The organism is Bradyrhizobium sp. BRP19 (genome assembly GCF_020194195.1).
GTDB lineage: Bacteria > Pseudomonadota > Alphaproteobacteria > Rhizobiales > Xanthobacteraceae > Bradyrhizobium > Bradyrhizobium yuanmingense.
Genome location: NZ_JADYVZ010000005.1, coordinates 288,948 through 309,674, shown reverse-complemented (window position 1 = coordinate 309,674; position 20,727 = coordinate 288,948). Strand labels below are relative to the sequence as shown.

Genomic DNA, 20,727 nt, shown 5'->3' with positions numbered 1-20,727 from the left:
CGCGTAACACGATCGGATCTGGTCTTCGCATGAACAAGAATGCCCGTTTCAATATCGGATACGCCATCGCCGCAATTTTCGCGGTCTTCCTGATTCAGTATCTGATCTCGGCGGCGAACCAGATCGCGGTGATCCCCTACAGCGAATATCAGCAATTGCTGCGCCAGGGGAAAGTTGAGACGGTCGGCATCTCCGACCGCACCTTGCAGGGCACGCTGAAGGAGCCGCTGTCCGGCGGCCAGAAGCAATTCGTCACCACGCGCGTCGACCAGGACGTCGCCCAGGAGCTCGAGAAGCACAACGTCCGTTTCACCGGGCAGATCGAGAGCACGTTTCTGCGCGACCTGTTGTCCTGGGTGATGCCGGTTCTGCTGTTCTTCGGCGTCTGGTGGTACATCGGCCGCCGCATGGCCGAGGGCGGCGGGATCGGCGGCGGGCTGATGGCGATCGGCAAGAGCAAGGCCAAGGTCTACGTCGAATCCAACACCGGCGTCACGTTTGCCGACGTCGCCGGCGTGGACGAGGCCAAGGACGAGCTGCGCGAGGTTGTCGATTTCCTGAAGAACCCGACCGACTATGGCCGGCTCGGCGGCCGCATGCCGAAAGGCGTGCTGCTGGTGGGCCCGCCAGGCACAGGCAAGACCTTGCTGGCCAAGGCCGTGGCCGGCGAGGCCAGGGTGCCGTTCTTCTCGATCTCCGGCTCGGAGTTCGTCGAGATGTTCGTCGGCGTCGGTGCGGCGCGGGTGCGGGACCTGTTCCAGCAGGCGCACGAAAAGGCGCCGGCCATCATCTTCATCGACGAGCTCGATGCGCTGGGCCGCGCCCGCGGCATCGGCCCGTTCGCCGGCGGCCATGATGAAAAGGAGCAGACACTCAACCAGCTGCTGGTCGAGCTCGACGGCTTCGATTCGCGCTCCGGGCTCGTCATCCTCGCCGCCACCAACCGGCCCGAAATCCTCGATCCCGCCCTGCTCCGCGCCGGCCGCTTCGACCGGCAGGTGCTGGTCGACCGGCCCGACAAGAGGGGCCGCATCGAGATCCTCAATGTGCACATGAAGAAGGTGCGCCTCGCCGACAATGTCGATGCAGACGCCGTTGCCGCGCTCACCCCTGGTTTCACGGGAGCGGACCTCGCCAATCTCGTCAACGAGGCCGCGCTGCTGGCGACGCGCCGCGGCGCCGATGCGGTGACCATGAGCGATTTCAACAATGCGGTCGAGCGCGTGATCGCAGGCCTGGAAAAGCGCAACCGCCTGCTCAACCCCAGGGAACGCGAGATCGTCGCCTATCACGAGATGGGGCACGCCCTCGTCGCACTCTCACTGCCGGGGACCGATCCCGTGCACAAGGTCTCGATCATCCCGCGCGGCGTCGGCGCGCTCGGCTACACCATCCAGCGGCCGATCGAGGACCGTTTCCTGATGACCAAGGAGGAGCTGGAGAACAAGATGGCGGTGCTACTCGGCGGCCGCGCCGCGGAGCTTATCGTGTTCGGGCACTTGTCGACCGGTGCGGCGGACGACCTGCGCCGCGTCACCGATATCGCCCGCAGCATGGTGACGCGCTACGGCATGTCGGAGCGTCTCGGCAGCGTCGCCTATGAGCGCGATCCCGGCAACTTCCTGGCCGGCCCTGACCGCCCCTATCCGACGCGCGAGCGCGACTATGCCGAGGAGACCGCGGCCGCGGTCGACCACGAGGTGAAAACCATCGTCGACCAGGTGTTCCAGCGCACCCAGGGCATCCTGACCACGCGGCGGCCGATCCTGGACCGCGCCGCAAAAAAGCTGCTCGAGAAGGAAACGCTGGAGCAGAGCGACATCGATGTGCTGATCCGGGAGATGCCCAAGGAAGGGCTGCGGGCGATCTAGGGCCACTCACGCGGCGCGCTTGCGCCTGATCTCGGCGGGAAGCTCGATCATCCGCCTGTCCGGAGGCGAACCGTTCGAGATGAGCGGCGCGGGCGCGCCCTCGCGCTTCGGCGCCTCGATCCCGATGCCGGGATCGGTGCTTCTGGCGTGCCATTCGATCAGGAGATGGCCGGCCACCAACATCAAGCCGGCGCAGAACAGCGCAAGAGCTGCGCTCACGAGATCACGATAGTCATCCATCCCACGAACCAAGCATGCGTGCAGCCTCATCGGCGCCTGCGTGGACCAGATTGGAATGAAGGCTCCGCGTTTCAAGAGCCTGTCTGCAGCGGCAAAGGCATACGGCAATCGCAATTTCCGTCACGACCGTTCACGCTGGAACATTCCGGCCATTTCCAAATTCTAGTGGCGCCCACCGGCCTGAGGCGTCTGGGTGCCATGATCGGGCTCAGCGGATCAGGTTCGCGGTGGTCCAACCATCTTGCTCTAACGAGGATTTGGCCATGAAACCTGACTGCGCTCGGACCGCGCCGCTCTCGGCGCTTCACTCAGATTATCGCTTGGATCGGCAAGGCGCCCCTGATCGGGGCGAACGGTGCTCGTGAGGGAGGGCGCGATGTTGGTTGCCTCACTTCCTGCCCTTCACAGGGAAAGCGGGCTATCCCGCTATCTCAAGGAGATCCATCGTTTTCCGCTGCTCGAGGCATCGGAGGAAGCCGACTATGCGAGGCGATTGCGCGATAGCGGCGATCGTGACGCCGCCTATCGGCTGGTGACGAGCCATTTGCGGCTCGCGGCGAAGATCGCGCTGCAATATCGCCGCTATGGCCTCGCCATCGCCGACCTCATCTCGGAGGCCAATGTCGGGCTGATGCTGGCCGTCAAGCGGTTCGATCCCGAGAAAGGCTTCCGGCTTGCGACCTATGCCTCCTGGTGGATCAAGGCCTCGGTTCAGGAATACATCCTGCGATCATGGTCGCTCGTCAAGCTGGGCACCACTGCTGCGCAGAAGAAGCTGTTCTTCAACCTGCGCAAGCTGAAGAACAAGCTTGGCGTTGCGGAGGATGGCGAGCTCCGGACGGATCAGCTGACATCTATCGCGAGGCATCTCGACGTCAGGGAAGCCGACGTCGCCGAGATGAACGGCCGGCTGCGCGGCGACATCTCACTCAACGCGCCGATCAGCGTCGAGACGGAAGGCGACCAATGGCAGGACCGGCTGGTGGATCTCTCTCCCGATCCGGAGAGTCTGCTGCTGGACGCGGCCGACCGTGAACGCACCAAGGCTGCCCTCGCCGATGCACTCGCTGCGCTGACACCGCGGGAGCGCAGCATCGTCGAGGCGCGATATCTCGGCGAGCCGCAGCAGACGCTGGATGCGCTCGCCGGCAAGTTCGGCATCTCGCGCGAGCGCGTCCGGCAGATCGAGCAGCGCGCGTTGCAGCGGATCAAGGCGAAGATGTCCGCGCGTCTCGATGAGGCGCGCCTTGCGACGTCGCGTTAGGCGAGCGAAGAAGAATGCTGATCGGCCAAGGCCGATCAGCATCCTCTGCAGATATCGGGGACAAGACGTTCGGGCGAAAACTCCCGGCTCCTGCGCTCGGTCTGGCCGGACTTCTCAGGATTGCTCCGAGACGCTCCGACGGAACTGGTCGCAAGCTGCCGGGCGGGCTCGGCCGAGCTCCGCATCTCGGCGCGAGGCGTGTCGGCCTCCTTGGCCTGGAGCCCATTGGCCATGCCCAACAAAGCGACGGCGAGGACAATGCCTCTCATCTGATGATCCTCCTTTCGCGTGAGCGATGAGTGGCTGCAACGATGAGGAGCGGCCTCGCCGGCCGCTCCCCCGTATCAGCTGGTGGCAGGCTCCGGCCTGTCCCGATCAGGCGGCGTGAGGTCGAGCCGGATCCCGGATGGCCCGAGGACCGGCAGCAATGTGTCCACCTTCATGGTCGGGCTGCCCCGGTCCCAGCTCGACCACGGCATCGTGTCCAGGTACGGGATCGGCGGCAAGGCGAGCCGCTCGAAACTGTCCGCCGTCTTGGCGGCAGGGCCGGGGCTTTCGGCGCCAAAGGCCGCAAAGGGCACCAGCGAGAGGCCAGCCCCAACGGCCAAGGCGGCGAGCCGCCGCAACGTTTTCCGAGTGGTTTCCCCGCGAGCGGAGAAAGCACGATCCTTGATCATTTCATCCTCCTTTCGTTCGAGAACACAGTCACAGATCCATGGCAAACGAGCCCGGCCGTTCGGCCGGGCTCGCCCGTCCTTAGAAGTCCATCGCGGGAGCGCTCGGCGCTTCCGTCTTCTTCGGCTTCTCGGCCACCAGCGCTTCGGTCGTGATGAGCAGCGAGGCCACCGAGGCCGCATCCTGCAAGGCGGTGCGGACGACCTTGGCAGGATCGATCACGCCGGCCTGCACCAGATCCTGGTACTCGCCAGTCGCGGCATTGAAGCCCCAGGTGTAGGTCTGGTTCTCGAGCAGCTTGCCGACGACGACGGAGCCGTCCTCACCCGCATTCTGCACGATCTGCCTCGCCGGCACCTGGATGGCGCGCCGCACGATGTCGACGCCGGCCTTCTGGTCGGCATTGGCGGTCTTGACGCCGTCGAGCGCCTTGAGCGCGCGCAGCAGTGCCACGCCGCCGCCCGGCAGGATGCCTTCCTCGACCGCGGCCCGGGTCGCATGCAGAGCGTCGTCGACGCGATCCTTGCGCTCCTTGACCTCGACCTCGGTCGCGCCGCCGACCCGGATCACCGCGACGCCGCCGGCGAGCTTGGCGAGGCGCTCCTGCAGCTTCTCGCGGTCGTAGTCCGAGGTGGTTTCCTCGATCTGCGCCCTGATCTGCTGGCTGCGCGCCTCGATGTCCTTCTTGGCGCCGGCGCCGTCGACGATCGTCGTGTTCTCCTTCTCGATCACCACTTTCTTGGCACGGCCCAGCATCTTCACGGTGACGTTCTCGAGCTTGATGCCGAGATCTTCGGAGATCACGGTGCCGCCGGTGAGGATCGCGATATCCTCCAGCATCGCCTTGCGGCGGTCGCCGAAGCCCGGCGCCTTGACGGCTGCCACCTTCAGGCCGCCGCGCAGGCGGTTGACGACCAGCGTCGCCAGCGCCTCACCCTCGACCTCCTCCGCGATGATCAGGAGCGGCTTGCCGGATTGCACGACCTGCTCCAGCAGCGGCAGCACGGTCTGCAGGCCCGACACCTTCTTCTCGTGGATCAGCACATAGGGATCTTCGAGCTCGGCCTTCATCTTCTCGGCGTTGGTGACGAAATAGGGCGAGATGTAGCCGCGGTCGAACTGCATGCCCTCGACCACTTCGAGCTCGGTGTGCAGGCTCTTCGCTTCCTCGACCGTGATCACGCCCTCATTGCCGACCTTCTGCATCGCATCCGCCAGGAAGCGGCCGATCTCGGTGTCGCCGTTGGCCGAGATGGTGCCGACCTGGGCGATCTCGTCGTTAGAGGTGATCTTCTTGGCGTGCGACTTGAGGTCGGCGACGATCGCATCCACGGCAAGGTCGACGCCGCGCTTGAGGTCCATCGGATTCATGCCGGCCGCGACGGCCTTGGCGCCCTCCTTGACGATGGCCTGCGCCAGCACCGTCGCCGTGGTGGTGCCGTCTCCGGCGAGATCACTGGTCTTCGAGGCGACCTCGCGCACCATCTGGGCGCCCATATTTTCGAACTTGTCCTCCAGCTCGATCTCCTTGGCGACGGTGACGCCGTCCTTGGTGATGCGGGGAGCGCCAAACGATTTCTCGAGGACGACGTTGCGCCCCTTTGGACCGAGCGTGACCTTCACCGCATTCGCCAGTGTGTCGACGCCCTGCAGCATGCGCTCGCGGGCCTCGGTCGCGAACTTCACGTCCTTGGCAGCCATGTTGTTAAACTCCTTTCCGTTCGATGACTGTCAGCGTTACGCCGCCTTCTTCAGCGTGCCGGCCTGCTCGGCCACGCCGAGAAGATCGCTTTCCTTCATGATCAACAGCTCCTCGCCGTCGATTTTGACCTCGGTGCCCGACCACTTGCCGAACAGCACCCGGTCGCCGACCTTGACGTCGAGCGGCACGAGCTGGCCCTGCTCGTTTCGCCCGCCCGGCCCCACGGCGATGATCTCGCCCTGCTGCGGCTTCTCCTTGGCGGTATCGGGAATGATGATGCCGCCGGCGGTCTTCTCCTCGGCATCGATGCGGCGCACGAGCACACGGTCGTGCAACGGGCGGAAATGCATGCACATCCTCCTTAGGTAGGTTCAGCGATGTCCAAAATCCGGGTCCGGAACCGGCCCCCGGGCGGCAAACGACCTAGGAATACGCGGATTTCTAGTCAAGAGGACCTGCAAAAATTTTTGCGCTACTTCAAGGTTCTTGTCCGGATGGATGTGCCGCCGTCCCTGTCACGCCTGCTTGGCGGGCGAGGTGCATCGGCTTGGGCCCGCAAATCTCGAGAGCCGCCCTTACTGGTCATTTCCATGTGAGGATGATCCCATATAGCCCCTTGAGGTCCGCTTCGGGTCAAAAGCGGTAACGCCCTGCCGAGCAGAAGATTTCCGCTTCTCCCTCAGGAGCTGACATTTCTTCTATGAGTCCGCCTTAGCGGCCTCGCCCCGTCCCGTCATTGAGCAAACACGCGACCTGATGCCCGTCACCGGCGTCCAGCAGCGCCGGGCGTTCCGTCTTGCACCGCTCCATCGCAAACCGGCAGCGGGTGTGAAATGCGCAGCCTGACGGCGGATTGACCGGGCTCGGCACGTCGCCGTCGACCAGGGGCGCGAGCTTCTTCGCCAGCGGATTGGCGATCGGCACCGAGGCGAGCAGGGCCTGGGTGTAGGGGTGCCTGGGATTGCGGAACAGCTCGTCCTTGTCGGCGATCTCGACGATGCGGCCGAGATACATCACGGCGACGCGGTGGCTGATATGAGCGACCACGGCGAGGTCGTGCGCGATGAAGAGATAGGAAAAGCCGTGCTGCCGCTGCAGGTCGATCAGAAGGTTGATCACCTGCGCCTGGATCGAGACGTCGAGCGCGGAGACCGGCTCGTCGCAGACGATCAGGCGTGGCCCCAGCGCCAGCGCGCGGGCAATGCAGATGCGCTGGCGCTGACCGCCGGAGAATTGATGCGGGAAATTGCGCATCTGGTCAGGCCGCAATCCCACCTGCTCGAACAGTGTTGCGACCCGGGCTTCCAGCTCCTTGCCTGTGGCAAGTCCGTGCACGGCGATCGGCTCGCCAACGATGTCGCCGGCGGTCATGCGCGGATTGAGCGAGGCGAACGGATCCTGGAACACGATCTGCATCGAGCGGCGATGCGGCCGCATCGCCGTTTTCGACAGATGCGTGATGTCCTCGCCGTCGAGACGGATCTGGCCCGAGGTCGGCTCGACCAGCCGCAGCACGCTGCGCGCCACCGTGGACTTGCCGCAGCCGGATTCGCCGACGAGGCCGAGCGTCTCGCCGGTGCCGAGCGCGAACGAGACGCCATCGACCGCGTGCACGGTGCCAACCTGCCGGCGCAACACGCCGGCGCGCACAGGGTAGTGCTTCTTGAGGTCGGTGACTTCGAGCAGCGCCTCGGTCATGCCACCTCCGCGACTTCTTCGGCGCGCCAGCAGGCGGCCAGATGCCCGCCGCCCCAATCGGCCAGCGGCGGATACTCGGCCTCGCAACGCTTGATGGCGAGCTTGCAGCGCGGCGCGAAGGCGCAGCCTTGCGGCAGCCGCACCAGCGATGGCACCGTGCCGGGGATTTCGTTGAGCCGCGCCTGCGCAGCGGCGCCGGAAGCCGGCACGGCCGGGATCGAGGCCATCAGCCCGCGCGTATAGGGATGCTTCGGCGCGGCGAACAGCGCCTCGACGCTGGCTTCCTCGACCTTCCGCCCCGCATACATCACGATCACGCGTTGCGCGGTCTGCGCGACCACGCCGAGATCGTGCGTGATCAGCACGAGCCCGGTGCCGAGCTCCTTCTGCAGGTCGAGGATCAGCGCCAGGATCTGCGCCTGGATGGTGACGTCGAGCGCGGTGGTCGGCTCATCCGCGATCAGGAGCGCCGGCCGGCAGGCCAGCGCCATCGCGATCATCGCGCGCTGGCGCATGCCGCCGGAGAGCTGGTGCGGATATTCGCGCGCCCGCCGCGCCGGCTCGGGGATGCGCACCAGCCGCAGCATCTCGACCGCGATGCCTTGCGCCTCTTTCGCCGAGATATGCCGATGCAGCCGCACCGCCTCGACGATCTGGTCGCCGATCCGCATCACCGGATTGAGCGAGGTCATCGGCTCCTGGAAGATCATGGAGATGCGATTGCCCCTGACCGCGCGCATCTGCGCCTCATCCAGCGCCAGCAGGTCGGTGCCTTCCAGCGAGACGGAGCCGCCGACGATCCGGCCGGGCGGATCGGGCACGAGACGCATCAGCGACAGCGCGGTGACGCTCTTGCCGCAGCCGGATTCACCGACGATCGCCAGCGTCTCGCCGCGCCTCACGCTGAAGGAGAGGTCGTCGACCGCCTTGAACAGGCCGGAATTGGTGAAGAACACCGTCTTCAGGTTCTTCACGTCGAGCACGAGATCGGTCTTGTCCGCCATCAGCCGCGCTGCCTCGGATCCAGGATGTCGCGCAGGGCGTCGCCGAACAGGTTGGCGCCGAACACGGCGAGGCTGATCGCGACGCCCGGGAAGATCACCAGCCACGGCGCGGTGCGGACATATTCGGCGGCGGATTCGGACAACATGCGCCCCCACGACGGATAGGGTTCGGGAATGCCGAGGCCGAGGAAGGACAGCGAAGCCTCGGTCAGGATGGTCGAGCCGAGCTGGGCGGTGGCGAGCACGATCAGCGGCGCCAGCGTGTTCGGCAGCACGTGACGCAGCGCGATCCGCATCTCGCTCATGCCGATCGACTTGGCGGCCTCCACGAACGGCTGTTCGCGTAGCGCCAGCGTGTTGGCTCGGATGACGCGCGCCACCGTCGGGATCAGCGGAATGGCGATGGCGATGATCACGTTCGGCAGCGAGGGCCCGAGCGCGGCTGTCATCACTAGCGCCAGCACCAGGAGCGGCAGCGCCTGCAGCACGTCGGAGACGCGCTGGAACACCAGATCGAACCAGCCGGAGAGATAGCCGGAGGTGAGGCCGACGATCACGCCGATGGTGCCGCCGAGCACGGTCGAGCCGATTCCGACCGCGAGCGAGATCCGCGCGCCGTGGATGATGCGGCTGAACACGTCGCGGCCGAAGGAATCGGTGCCCATCCAGTGCGCCCAGCTCGGCCGCGCCAGCGCGCGGGCGGAATCGACGGTCAGCGGATCATAGCGCGCGATGACATCGGCGAAGATCGCCGTCAGCACGAACAATGTCATGATGACGAGCCCGGCCGCGCCCAGCACGTGCCGCTGCGCCATGAACAGCACGCGCCGCCAGCCCCCGGTCGCATGCGCCCCGGCCCGCCTCAGCTCAACGTCGAAATCGATCGCGGCCAAGCTGATCTCCTAATCCGTGTACCTGATCCGCGGATCGAACACCGCGTAGAGCATGTCGACGGTGAAATTGGCGAACACCACCACGACCGCGATGAACATCACGAGGTTCTGCACGATCGGATAGTCGCGCCAGCGGATCGCCTCCACCAGGAAGCGCGCGACGCCGGGGATGTTGAACACGGTCTCGGTGACGATCAGGCCGCCGATCAGGAACGCGGCCTCGATGCCGATCACGGTGATCACGGGCAGGATCGCGTTCTTCAGCGCGTGGTGATAGTTCACCGCCGCTTCGGATGCCCCCTTGGCGCGGGCGGTGCGGATGTAGTCCTGCCGCAGCACCTCCAGCATCGAGGAGCGCGTGATGCGCATGGTCAGCGCCGCGCTGCGGAAGCCGACGGCGGCAGCCGGCACGGCGTAGGTCGCGAACGCCTCGAGCCAGGTCTTCGGATTGGGATTGAAGATCGGCATCTGGCCGAACATCGCCACCGAGGCGGTGAGGATCAGAAGCCCCAGCCAGAACGAGGGCAGCGACAGGCCGCTGAGACTGACGACGCGAAGCGCGTAGTCGAGCTTGGTGCCCTGCTTCACCGCGCTGATGACGCCGAGCGGAATGCCGATCGATGCCGAGAACAGCAGCGCGAGGCCGGCGAGCTTTGCCGTGATCGGAATTCGCGGCAGGATCTCCTGCAGCGCCGGCTTCTCCGAGACATAGGAGAAGCCGAAATCGCCGCGCATGAAACCGCTGATCCAGTGCCAATATTGCACGATCAGGGGACGGTCGATGCCGAGCTCCTTCTCCAGATTAGCCTTGTCGGCCGGGTCGACATAGCCGGCGGCGGCGAACAGGATGTCGACGATGTTGCCCGGCACGATGCGCAGCAGGAAGAAGATGACGATCGAGATCCCGAACAGGGTCACGAACATCAGGAACAGGCGCCGCACCAGATAGGCAAACATGCACCGCCCTCCGCGCCAGCCGTTAGCGTCGCGTCACTTGTCGAGCCACACGTCGTCGTAGCGGAAGCCGTTGTAGGAGCTGTTCGACATGATCGTGACGCCCTTGACGTGGGGGTGCCAGCAGGTGCCGGCGCGGGCATGGAAGATGATCGGGCGGGCGACGTCCTCCTGCAGCTTCTTGTCGATGTCCCACACCAGCGGCCTGCGCTTTCCGATGTCGGTCTCCTGCGACTGCACGTCGAACAGCTTCTCGATCTCCTTGTTGCAATAATTGGTGTAGTTCCGTTCCGAGCCGCAGGCATAGTTCTCGTAGAACGACTGGTCGGGATCGTCGACGGCATTGCCGGTCAGGTTGAGGCCGAGCATGTAATCCTTGCGCGCGACCTTCGGGAACCAGTTCGCGGTTTCCACGACGTCGAGCTCGCCGTCGATATAGATGGTCTTGAGCTGGTCGATCAGGATCACGGCGGGGTCGCGATATTCCGCGATGTTGCGCGTCGAGACTTTCACGGCGAGGCGCTTGTCCGGACCGTAGCCCGCCTTCTGCATCAGCTTCTTGGCTTCCTCGCGGTTGGCATTGATGTCGCGGCCATAGCCCGGAATGGTCTCCAGCCGGTCCTTCGGCATGCCCCAGAGGCCCTGCGGCGGCGGCAGCATGGTGCCACCGATGTCGCCCTGGCCTTCGAACAGGATGTCGACGAACGCCTTGCGGTCGAGCGCGAGCGCCATCGCACGGCGGATGTCGATGTTGTCGAACGGCGCGGAGGTGGAATTGACGATGATGTTGGTCGAGACGTTGGTCGGCTCGACGACGCAGGTCGCATTCGGCGCCTGCGACTTGATGTCCTTCAGCAGCGGGATCGTGATGTGCGTCGGAAAGGTCATGTCGAACTTGCCGGCGACGAAGGCCAGGATCGCGGTCGAGCGGTTGGTGATGATGGTGTATTCGATGCCGTCGAGATGGGGCAGGCCCTTCTTCCAATAATTGGGATTGCGCGTCAGCTTGATCGATTCATTGGCCTTGAACTCGACGAACTTGAACGGTCCGGTCCCGATCGGATGAGTGCGCATGTCCGCCGGCGAGACATGACAGGGATAGACCGGCGTGTAGCCGGAGGCGAGCATCGCCAGCAGCGAGGGCTGCGGCCGCTTCAGGTCGAAGGTGACCTCGAATTCGCCGTTGGTCGTGACCTCGTTGACCTCGCTGTACCAGGCCTTGCGCGGATTCTGCCGCAGCTTCTGCTGCGACTTGCCCATCAACAGATCGAAGCTGCATTTGACGTCGGCCGAGGTGAACGGCTTGCCGTCGTGCCATTTCACGCCCTGACGCAGCTTGAATGTCAGCTTCTTGTTGTCGCTGCTCCAGGACCAGCTTTCGGCGAGGTCCGGCCGCAGCGTATCGGGGCTGTTCTGCGCGATGTGCTGATCGTAGATGAGGAGATTGTTGAACACCCCCATGAAGGGGATGTTGATCGAATAGGTCGCGCCTTCGAGGATCGAGGCGTTGGCCGGACTGTCGCGGTGATACATCCGCAAAATGCCGCCCTGCTTGGGCTCGCCGGCGAGCGTGGCAGTTGAGGCCGTCAGCACAGATAACGCCGCCATTGCGGCGAGCGCCCACACGCTCCGCATGCTCATCCTCCCTGGACCTCGGCCTTTTGCGGCCTGTTGATCCAGACGATAGCGAGGCGCGTGCAGCGAGGCAACCCGCAAGGCTCGCTGCGCCCTCGACAATTCGGATGACGGAATATCTCGGGTGCTTCTCTCGCGATGTGAGAGTGCAGGTGCGAAGACGCGATTCCCTGTGAGAGTTTGCGCGAGGTCGCCTCAACAACCTCTGCTGTCATCCCGGACAAGCGCGCCCTCAGCGCGCGCCGATCCGGGATCCATAGCCACAGGGAGGAGTTTGGCGAAGACTCGGAGTTGCCAGCCCATGCCGCAACTCCTTCCTGGGGTTATGGGTCCCGGGCTCGCGACTTCGTCGCGCCCCGGGAAGACAGTTGCGTGTATGGCGCTTGCTTGCGCACCTTACGTAGCGGAAACCCTCACACGATCCGCGAGGCCTTGTTCCCCCAGTAGCGGTCCCGCAGCAGCCGCTTGTACAGCTTGCCGGTCGGCAGCCGCGGCAATTCCTTTTCGAAATCGACCGAGCGCGGCACCTTCTGCCGCGACAGCGACTTTGCGCAGAACGCGATCAGCTCCTCGGCGAGCGCCGGCCCCGGCTCCACGCCGGGCATCGGCTGCACCACCGCCTTCACCTCCTCGCCGAGATCGGCATTGGGTACGCCGAACACCGCGGCGTCCGCCACCTTGGGGTGGGTGATCAGGAGGTTCTCGCATTCCTGCGGATAGATGTTCACCCCGCCGGAGATGATCATGAAGGTGGCGCGGTCGGTCAGGTATAGGAAGCGGTCGGCATCGACATAGCCGACGTCGCCGACCGTGCTCATGCTCCCATCGGCAGAGCGCGCCTCCTTGGTTTTCTCGGGATCGTTGAAATATTCGAACGGCGTTGCCGTCTTGAACCAGACCTGGCCGGGCGTGCCGGTCGGGCATTCCCGCATGTTCTCGTCGAGAATGTGCAGGTCCCCGAGCAGCACCTTGCCGACGGTGCCGCGATGCGCCAGCCATTCCTCGCTGTTGCAGGCGGTGAAGCCGAGGCCTTCGGTGGCGCCGTAATATTCGTGGATGATCGGTCCCCACCATTTGATCATCTCGTCCTTGACCTGCGGCGGACAGGGCGCGGCGGCGTGGATGGCGATCTCCAGCGAGGACAGATCGTAGCGGGCGCGCACCTCCTCCGGCAACTTCAGCATGCGCGAGAACATCGTCGGCACCAATTGCGTGTGGGTGATGCCCCATTGCTCGACCAGCTGCAGGTAACGCTCGGGATCGAAGCTTTCCATGATGATCACGGTGCCGCCCATGCGGATCGTGAGGTTCACGGCCGCCTGCGGCGCCGAATGATAGAGCGGCGCCGGCGACAGGTAGACCATGCCCTCGCGGTAGTGCCAGAGCCTCAACAGGAAATCGAACAGCGGCAGATTGTGCTTCGGCTTCTCCTCCGGCAGCGGGCGCAGGATGCCCTTAGGTCGTCCCGTCGTGCCGGAGGAATAGAGCATGGCGGTGCCGAGCCACTCGTCGGGAATCGGCGTTGCCGGCAGGCCGGCGGTCACCTCCGATAGGCCAACGATGCGCTCGCTCTCGCCCGGGCCGTCGGCGACGATGCAGAGCTTGATGTCGGGACAAGCCTCGATCGCCTCGCGCGCGATGGCGAGCTTGGCCATCGACGTGATCAAAATCTTCGACTGGCTGTTGACGAGCAGATAGGCGAGCTCGCCCGGCGTCAGGAACGAGTTGATGCAGGTGTAGTAGAGCCCGGAGCGCTCGCCCGCGCCGCAGGCTTCGAGATAACGCGCATTGTTCTCCATGAAGATTGAATAATGGTCGAGCCGCCTCAAGCCGTGCTGGCGGAACAAGTGCGCCAGCCGGTTGCTGCGCGCCTCCAAGTCGCGATAGGTGACGGCCTCGCCGGTCGCCGCCATGATGAAGGCGGGCTGCAGCGGACGCAGGCGGGCGTGGTGACCTGTGTACATCGATCCTCCGGATGTCGATCAGGCGGCAAGGAGCAGGATCTCGCGCACATCGGCGGAGCTAGCGATCTTGCGCGGGTTGCGCGGAATCCAGTTCGTGCGCATCGCGGCTTCCGCGATCGCATCGAAATGCTCCGGCGAGATGCGCACGTCGGCAAGGCTGCGCGGCATGCCGAGCGAGCGGATGAAGGCGTCGAGCACGTCGGCAGCATTGCGGCCGGGATAGCCCATGGCCGCCGCGACGATCATCTGCCGCTCGGCATTGTCGCGCGCGTTCCAGCGCATCACCGACGGCAGCATGACGCAGGAGGTGTAGCCGTGCGGCACGTCGAAGGCACCGCCCAGCACGTAGCCGATGCCGTGGCTCGCGCCCATGGGAACGCCGGCGGCGAGCGCCCCCATCGACAGCCAGGTGCCGATCTGCGCGTCCATCCGCGCATCGAGATCTAAAGGATCGGCCTTCACCCGCGGCAGCGCATCGGCGAGCATGGCGAGGCCCTTCACCGCCTGCGCATCGGCGTAAGGATGCGTCTCGCGCGAGTAGATCGCCTCGACGCAATGGTCGATGGCGCGGATGCCGGTCGACAGGAACAGCCATTCCGGCGTGTGCACGGTGATGGCCGGATCGAGGATGGTCGCGCGCGGCACCGCGAGCGGATGCCGCAGCATCTGCTTCACGTGGCTCGCGCGGTCGGTGACACCGGCGATCGATGAGAACTCGCCGCCGGCGATCGTGGTCGGCACGCTGACCTGCCGCACGTGAGGGGCGTTCATCTCGGGCGCAACGCCCTTGTGCACGCGGATGCGGTCGATGCCCGCGATATCGTCGATGCCGTTGGCAAGGCAGAGCTGCACCGCCTTGGCGCCGTCGGTGATGGAACCGCCGCCGATTGTGACGATCAGATCGGCCTCCGCCGCGCGCGCCGCTTGTGTCGCCGCGATCACCGCCTCGCGCGGCGTATGGGCCGGCATGGCATCGAACAGGCCGGCGCAGCGGGAGCCGAGCGCCTCCCTGATTTTCGTGATCTCATCGGTCTGCCGGTTCAGCGTCCCCGACACCATCAGGAAGGCGCGGCTTGTTCCGAGCCGGTCCATCTGCGCGACGATGGCTTCGGCCGCAGGATGGCCGAACACGACCTCCTCGATCGCGCCGAACACGACACGTCCCTGGTGCACGCCTGTCCTCCCCGGACAATTCGTTGGTGTTGTTGTGGCCGCAATCTAGCCGACCCCGCCACGTCAGTCATGCGCGAAGACGCTGGCCGTTTCGCAGCGCGAGGGGCGGGGCTGTTGAAGATGAGATGTGGCGGCGGCCGGCGCGCACGCCTCGTCCTTCGAGACGGCGCTACGCGCCTCCTCAGGATGAGGCTCATCGGCGCCGGTGCCCGTCGAGAACTGCCGCCGCGCACTCCACCCTCATCCTGAGGAGCCCGCTTAAAGCGGGCGTCTCGAAGGATGGCTGCAGGGGAAAATCTCTCCAAGGCGAGTCCTTGCCAAAAAGGCAGGGCCAGCAACCGGCCGCTATTCCCTCAAAACACCACGCCCACGCGCGTGCCGCGCTTCCAGGCTATGCGGCAGCGCTTCTTGGTGTTGACGTGCAGCAGCTCGAAGCGATCGGGAATCGTCACCTGCCCGCCGAGATCGACGCAGGCGCCGCCGGGCGAATAGTCGATCAGCGTGCACGGGATCACCGGCGCGCGCGGGTCGGTGATGATCTTGGCCTGGCGTGACACCAGGCCCGCGGGCTTCACACGGACAAACTTGCGCGGATGCATTGGCACGTCTCCTCCAACTCCGCAGGTCGCGGCGGCTGATCTGTCCCAATCATGGAAAAGAGTTGATGCGATCCCCCTAAGCCGCGCCCGAGAATTTTAACGAAAAGTGTCAGCGAAAGGCAAAAGCAGCGGTAGCGGAGTGCGCTTCCCCTCTCCCCTTGTGGGAGAGGGTGGCTTCGATGCGAAGCATCGAAGCCGGGTGAGGGGTTCTATCCTCGCGAACGGTCCCACGCGCGGCAACAACGCCTCATCCGGCGCCGTAGCCGACGCTACGCGTCGGCGTATGCTTAAGACGGCGGCCGTAGGCCGCCTATGCCACCTTCTCCCACAAGGGGAGAAGGGAAGTCACCCCGTCACCCCCTCCACCTCCGCCCCCACATCCGCCCCCGGCGGCACCGGCATCGGCACCGTCACGTAATCCTTCGGCAGGTTCACCGGCCGGTAGCCCGGCTCCACCGCCATGCGCTTCAGCACACTCTCATGCACATGCGCGCCTTCGGGGATCAGGCGCGGCTCGCCATCGGGGATGTAGAAGCCGAAATAGACTTTCCGCGCCGGCCATTCCCTGTACTTCGCGCGCTTCGGCAAGAACTCCAGCAGGCGCCAGGCCGCCGTCATGGAATCGTGCAGCATGCCGCTCTTGCCGGTAAAAGCGGGCTCGGCGTAGGTGAACGGCGAGTTCTTGCGCTGGATGCCCCAGGCGAGCTGGTTCACCGTGCGCGGGTTGAACTTCAGCCCGGCCTTCTCGGCCTCGTCGATCATCCACAGCAGCGGATATTTGGACTCGCCGCTCTCGGCCTCCGGATAGCCGCCGCCGACGTCGCAATGCACGCCGGCGAACCACACCTGCATGATGTCCTGCGGCACCTTCTTCTCGTCGGGCACGTAGCGGTTGCTCCAGAACTCCTGCGGCTCCGCGTAGGGCTTCAGGCGGAACATGCGCCGCCGCTCGTCGATCGCGATCGCCTGCCGGAAGATCCTGATGCTGGGATCGCGCAGTGTGAAGGCGAGCTCCTCCAGGCTCGGCCAGTAGAAGCGATCGGCGCGCGGCACGATCACGCTCGCCACCGTGTCCCAGACGCCGACGAAATGGATGGTCGGCCAGCGCGTCGAGGTGATGCGCGCGAACTGCGCGGCGAGGTCGAATTCGTCCTTCGGCAGCGGCCCGCTCTCGTCGAACACGATGTTCTTGATATCCTCGACGTCGTTGCCGCGCCCGCTGCCGGAATATTGCTTGTAGGCGATGAGCCCGCTGCCTGCGAGGTTCGCCTGCTCCGGCGAGATCAGGCCAATTTTGTGGATCAGCCCCGCCAGCACGCGCACGGTGTAAGCCCCGCGCGAAAAGCCGAACAAATAGATCTTGTCGCCCGGCGCGTAATGCTGAACCAGGAAGCTATAGGACGACAGCACGTTGTCATCGAGCCCGTATCCGGTGGCGAGCCCCCACACCAGCTTGATGTTGGCCTTCCAGCGCCCCCACGTCGACGGCTCCGTCATGGTGCCGACCCCGGGATCGTAAAACACCATCTGCCTGGGCTGCGTCTTGTCCGTCCTGCGCAGGCAGCGATAGAGCTTCAGGACGTTGGAGATGTTCTCCGAGATCTCGTTGCCGGTGCCGTCACAGCAGATGACGAGGTTCTTGCCAGCGGGCTTGTGGTCGGCGGTGTGGGCGGATTCCATGGGATGCGCCTCCGGGTGATGCTACCGGGGCGAGTATAGCGGAAAATGGATGGCAGCGAGGAGGCGACGTCGCCGGCACCCGGTCCCATGGCCGAAGGCTGTGTTGACATTAACCTCTTGTTAACCATGCGGTTGCCTAATGTTGACGATGGGGGATCACCATGTCGGCCCATGTGACGCGGCGGAAGTTGATGCCTGTTTCGGCCGATCCGGCCATCCGGTCGGTGGCGAGGCTGGCGGTTCGCGCCAGGGCCGTCCTACAGGGCAGAACGCCTGTCCTACGGAGCAAAGCCATGTTCGCAAGGGACGACTTAGTGGACAATCTCAGCCGCGATCTCGATCGCGCGCGCGGCAGACGCGATGCGCTCGCATCTGAAGCCACGACCCTGACGGCCCAGATCGCCGAAATTGAAGCCCGCCTTTCGGAGGAGAAGAAAAGGCGGGAGCGTGAGCGCGTCCTGAGCGAGATCGAACTGATCAAGACGCGAATCAAGCAAGCCGCCGGAGCGTTTGCACCTGTCGTGGACGGTCTCTCCAGGGCGGTCGAATCGGCTGCGGCCGTTGTGCCCGAGGCGCGCGAGCTCAATAGTTTCCTGGTGTCGGTGGCGACCGAGGTCGACAGCGTGCTCGATCCCCTGTTGCGTGAACTGGATCAGCGCGCGGATGCAGTGCGATCCGGCCACGCGGCGCTGGACTTGCCGAGTTCGGCCGTTGAAGCCCCGCCCATCGAACTGCCGAAGGACACCAACGAACGCCTGCTTCGCTTTCCGGCCTGGCTGTCCCGCGACAAGGAAACGGACAAGAAGGAAACCGCCGAGAGCCCGCGCAGCACGGCGGCGTGAAGCATCGGCGGCTGGTTTCGTTGCGGCGTATCCTTCGAGACGCCCGCTTGAGGCGGGCTCCTCAGGTGCTGCTTTGCTCCGTCATTCCGGGGCGCGCCCCTTGGCGCGAACTACGGTGCGCAATTGCGCACCTGAGAATCCATTGCTCAACGGTCACCGCGGCTGAATGGATCCTCCGATGCGCAATTGCGCATCATAGCTCTCGCTTCGCGAGCCCCGGGATCACGACCTGTTATTTGGCTCGCTGGTCGTCCGATCCGCAGCCCGGCTCGACCACTCAGCTCGCCGAGCGGCGCAAGAAGGCCGGAATATCGAGAACGGCCTCGTCGGGCGCATTGCGTGCAGGCGCGCGGCCGTAAGCATCGAGCGGCTGAAGCGCCGCCTGCTGCGCATGGTCCAGGCTCGGCCGTGCCGGCGGTCCCACGGGGTGGTGCGGCTGCGGCCGCAGCGGCGGGCTTGCCGCTTGCGGAAGGGGGGCACTGCGCTCGATGCGATCGGCGATGCGACGGCCGTCATTGCGCAGCCTGCCGGCGAGCTGGGTGAGGGCGGTTTCCACCGGGTGCGCCTGCGCCGGATCGAGATTATCGATTCCGGTCGCCACCACCGAGACGCGGACGATGCCCTCTAAGCTTTCGTCAAAGGACGCACCGACGATGATGTTGGCGTCCGGGTCCGCCTCGTCGCGAATCCGGGTCGCGGCTTCGTCGACCTCGTACAGCATCAGATCCTTGCCGCCGGTGATGGAGATGATGAGGCCACTGGCGCGTTTGATCGAGGGATTCTCGATCAGCGGATTGGAGATCGCGGCCACGGCGGCGGCGAGCACGCGCTTCTCGCCGGAAGCCTCGCCCCGTCCCATCATGGCCTTGCCCTTCTCCTTCATGACGGAGAGGACGTCGGCAAAATCGAGATTGATCAGGCCTTCCTTGACGATGAGGTCGCTGATGCAGGCCACGCCCGAATAAAGCACCTGGTCGGCAAGGGCGAAGGCGTCGGCGAACGTGGTCTTCTCGCTGGCCACCCGGAACAGGTTCTGGTTCGGGATGATCAGGAGGGTGTCGACTGTCTTCAGCAGCTCCTCGATGCCGGCTTCGGCAAAGCGCATGCGGCGCTGGCCCTCGAAATAGAACGGCTTGGTGACGACGCCGATGGTGAGAATGCCGAGCTCGCGCGCGATTCTGGCGACGACGGGTGCAGCCCCGGTGCCGGTGCCGCCGCCCATGCCTGAAGTCACGAACACCATGTGCGCGCCGGTCAATTGCTCGCGGATCGTGTCGATCGCCTCTTCGGCTGCGGCGCGTCCCAGTTCCGGCTGCGAGCCGGCGCCGAGGCCCGCGGTCACCTTCGTGCCGAGCTGGATGAGGCGGTTCGCCTTCGACATCGCCAGCGCCTGCGCGTCGGTGTTGGCGACCACGAACTCGACCCCTTGCAGCCCGGCCGTGATCATGTTGTTGACGGCATTGCCGCCGGCGCCGCCGACGCCGAACACGACGATGCGGGCCTTCATTTCATGAATATCGGTGTTGCCAGTCATTCTTCCCTCGCGATTGCTCCGGCAAGCCGGGGGTTAAAGAAAGTCTCGCGTGCTACCTGCAAGCATGATCCGGAAAAGTGCGAAGCGGTTTTCCGAAAAGATCATGCTCGAACAAAAACCTGGAGCGCGATGACGATTCATCCCAATCTCATCGCGCTCTAGCCGCGCGGTCTGCTTGCACGATGAAGGCGGCCAGATGTCCCAACCGGCGCGCCGCGTGTCCTGCGATCGAGCCGCCAGGGCGGCGATCGCTCCGCAGCGCCGCCACTTCGTCTTCCAGTCGTGCCGCCCATGCATTGGCGGCCGTCGTCTCGGCGGTCGCCTGCGTCAGCTCGACGGCGAGGCGATCGGCACGTTCGCGCTCGCGCTCGAACACGGCCCTGTAGGCGGTTGCGACGGATTCGAGCCGCGCGATCTCCGCCTTGAAGACTTCGGTCTTGACGGCCTCGATCCTGGCCAGGGAGACCCCGATGGGATCTGCCCGGCGGGCTCGTCGCGGGCGGGGCGTGTAGCGGAGCGCGGCGAGATCGACGCTCACCACCGCCTTGCCGTCCCCCGACCGCGAGCGCGGCAACCGCCGACGCCGCGCCACTGCCCGCGCGGCCTCGCGCGAGACATTGAGGCGGGCACCGAGATCGGCATACGTCAACAACTCAACGCACATCCGCGCTTCTCCTGGAGCGAACCGGGAAGGGATTTCGAGCTAGTGATGGCTGGACGATTGCAGCAGGCTAGGGTGCGTTGGTTAATGGACGGTTAACGCGCGCGGGGGGTGTTTACGGGTGGCGCTGCGGTGCCGGCTGCCGGAGACGTAGGGCGCCATCTGTCGCGGCTGCGTGTTGTCCGGCTTGCGCAGGCAGCGATGGAGCTTCAGGGCGTTGGAGATGTTCTCGGAGATTTTGTTGCCCGTGCCGTCACAGCAGATGACGAGGTTTCGTCGGTGAGGGGTTGCGGTCGGTGTCGACACGTGCTCCACGGGATGTGCGTTCAGGTGATGCT

19 protein-coding genes are annotated in these 20,727 nt (G+C 65.2%); 3 read left to right on the top strand and 16 right to left on the bottom strand.

Annotation, left to right across the window (positions count from 1 at the left end; translation table 11 throughout):
* Window positions 1-29: 29 nt before the first annotated feature.
* Window positions 30-1,871 carry an ATP-dependent zinc metalloprotease FtsH gene (gene ftsH, locus I6F36_RS18965; RefSeq protein WP_225171944.1) on the top strand — a complete coding sequence of 614 codons (1,842 nt, stop codon included), beginning with the start codon at window positions 30-32 and terminating at the stop codon, window positions 1,869-1,871.
* 6 nt (window positions 1,872-1,877) lie between these two features.
* Here the strand turns inward: ftsH and I6F36_RS18960 are convergent, their stop codons facing one another.
* On the bottom strand, window positions 1,878-2,111 hold the full coding sequence (locus I6F36_RS18960) for a hypothetical protein (RefSeq protein WP_128262508.1): 234 nt from the start codon (window positions 2,109-2,111) through the stop codon (window positions 1,878-1,880).
* 376 nt (window positions 2,112-2,487) lie between these two features.
* Between I6F36_RS18960 and rpoH the strand changes: the two genes are divergently transcribed.
* Entirely contained in the window at window positions 2,488-3,375 is an 888-nt protein-coding gene (gene rpoH / locus I6F36_RS18955; RefSeq protein ID WP_225171943.1) for an RNA polymerase sigma factor RpoH, read from the top strand.
* A 344-nt stretch (window positions 3,376-3,719) separates the two neighbouring features.
* On the opposite strand, the gene I6F36_RS18950 is transcribed toward rpoH, so the two are convergent.
* From I6F36_RS18950 to I6F36_RS18895, 12 genes are all read right to left on the bottom strand, one after another.
* Window positions 3,720-4,052, bottom strand: a complete 333-nt coding sequence (locus I6F36_RS18950; protein WP_225153563.1) for a hypothetical protein — start codon at window positions 4,050-4,052, stop codon at window positions 3,720-3,722.
* Window positions 4,053-4,131: 79 nt separating this feature from the next.
* Window positions 4,132-5,751 carry a chaperonin GroEL gene (gene groL / locus I6F36_RS18945; RefSeq protein ID WP_225171942.1) on the bottom strand — a complete coding sequence of 540 codons (1,620 nt, stop codon included), beginning with the start codon at window positions 5,749-5,751 and terminating at the stop codon, window positions 4,132-4,134.
* A gap of 36 nt (window positions 5,752-5,787) precedes the next feature.
* Window positions 5,788-6,102 (bottom strand): co-chaperone GroES, encoded by a 315-nt coding sequence (gene groES / locus I6F36_RS18940; protein WP_036002037.1) that lies wholly within the window; start codon window positions 6,100-6,102, stop codon window positions 5,788-5,790.
* Window positions 6,103-6,463: 361 nt separating this feature from the next.
* Window positions 6,464-7,450: an ABC transporter ATP-binding protein gene (locus tag I6F36_RS18935; protein ID WP_225171941.1), complete on the bottom strand. Its 987-nt coding sequence runs from the start codon at window positions 7,448-7,450 to the stop codon at window positions 6,464-6,466.
* The gene (locus I6F36_RS18930) at window positions 7,447-8,454 is read right to left on the bottom strand and encodes an ABC transporter ATP-binding protein (protein WP_036002031.1); all 1,008 of its coding nucleotides are present in this window, start codon (window positions 8,452-8,454) and stop codon (window positions 7,447-7,449) included. Before I6F36_RS18930 ends, I6F36_RS18935 begins: the two co-directional genes overlap by 4 nt.
* The gene (locus I6F36_RS18925) at window positions 8,454-9,347 is read right to left on the bottom strand and encodes an ABC transporter permease (protein ID WP_036020171.1); all 894 of its coding nucleotides are present in this window, start codon (window positions 9,345-9,347) and stop codon (window positions 8,454-8,456) included. The genes I6F36_RS18930 and I6F36_RS18925 overlap by 1 nt, the downstream gene beginning before the upstream one ends.
* A gap of 9 nt (window positions 9,348-9,356) precedes the next feature.
* Window positions 9,357-10,304, bottom strand: a complete 948-nt coding sequence (locus I6F36_RS18920) for an ABC transporter permease (protein ID WP_036002026.1) — start codon at window positions 10,302-10,304, stop codon at window positions 9,357-9,359.
* Between the two features lie 33 nt (window positions 10,305-10,337).
* Window positions 10,338-11,936 (bottom strand): ABC transporter substrate-binding protein, encoded by a 1,599-nt coding sequence (locus I6F36_RS18915; protein WP_225171940.1) that lies wholly within the window; start codon window positions 11,934-11,936, stop codon window positions 10,338-10,340.
* A 413-nt stretch (window positions 11,937-12,349) separates the two neighbouring features.
* The gene (locus I6F36_RS18910) at window positions 12,350-13,900 is read right to left on the bottom strand and encodes an AMP-binding protein (RefSeq protein WP_225171939.1); all 1,551 of its coding nucleotides are present in this window, start codon (window positions 13,898-13,900) and stop codon (window positions 12,350-12,352) included.
* An 18-nt stretch (window positions 13,901-13,918) separates the two neighbouring features.
* Entirely contained in the window at window positions 13,919-15,073 is a 1,155-nt protein-coding gene (locus I6F36_RS18905; RefSeq protein ID WP_225171938.1) for an iron-containing alcohol dehydrogenase, read from the bottom strand.
* A 353-nt stretch (window positions 15,074-15,426) separates the two neighbouring features.
* A complete protein-coding gene (locus tag I6F36_RS18900; protein WP_036002017.1) occupies window positions 15,427-15,672 on the bottom strand; it encodes a PilZ domain-containing protein in 246 nt (81 codons plus the stop codon).
* A gap of 345 nt (window positions 15,673-16,017) precedes the next feature.
* A complete protein-coding gene (locus I6F36_RS18895) occupies window positions 16,018-17,352 on the bottom strand; it encodes a DUF2235 domain-containing protein (protein WP_225171937.1) in 1,335 nt (444 codons plus the stop codon).
* A gap of 314 nt (window positions 17,353-17,666) precedes the next feature.
* On the opposite strand from I6F36_RS18895, the gene I6F36_RS18890 reads away from it, so the two are divergent.
* Window positions 17,667-18,194: a hypothetical protein gene (locus I6F36_RS18890; protein WP_225114889.1), complete on the top strand. Its 528-nt coding sequence runs from the start codon at window positions 17,667-17,669 to the stop codon at window positions 18,192-18,194.
* A 277-nt stretch (window positions 18,195-18,471) separates the two neighbouring features.
* On the opposite strand, the gene ftsZ is transcribed toward I6F36_RS18890, so the two are convergent.
* The 3 genes from ftsZ to I6F36_RS18875 form a co-directional block, all read right to left on the bottom strand.
* Window positions 18,472-19,728, bottom strand: a complete 1,257-nt coding sequence (gene ftsZ, locus I6F36_RS18885) for a cell division protein FtsZ (RefSeq protein ID WP_225171936.1) — start codon at window positions 19,726-19,728, stop codon at window positions 18,472-18,474.
* Window positions 19,729-19,876: 148 nt separating this feature from the next.
* The gene (locus I6F36_RS18880; RefSeq protein ID WP_225171935.1) at window positions 19,877-20,392 is read right to left on the bottom strand and encodes a hypothetical protein; all 516 of its coding nucleotides are present in this window, start codon (window positions 20,390-20,392) and stop codon (window positions 19,877-19,879) included.
* Between the two features lie 81 nt (window positions 20,393-20,473).
* Complete coding sequence (locus I6F36_RS18875; protein WP_346656663.1) at window positions 20,474-20,704, bottom strand: DUF2235 domain-containing protein; 231 nt, start codon at window positions 20,702-20,704, stop codon at window positions 20,474-20,476.
* Window positions 20,705-20,727: the final 23 nt, after the last annotated feature.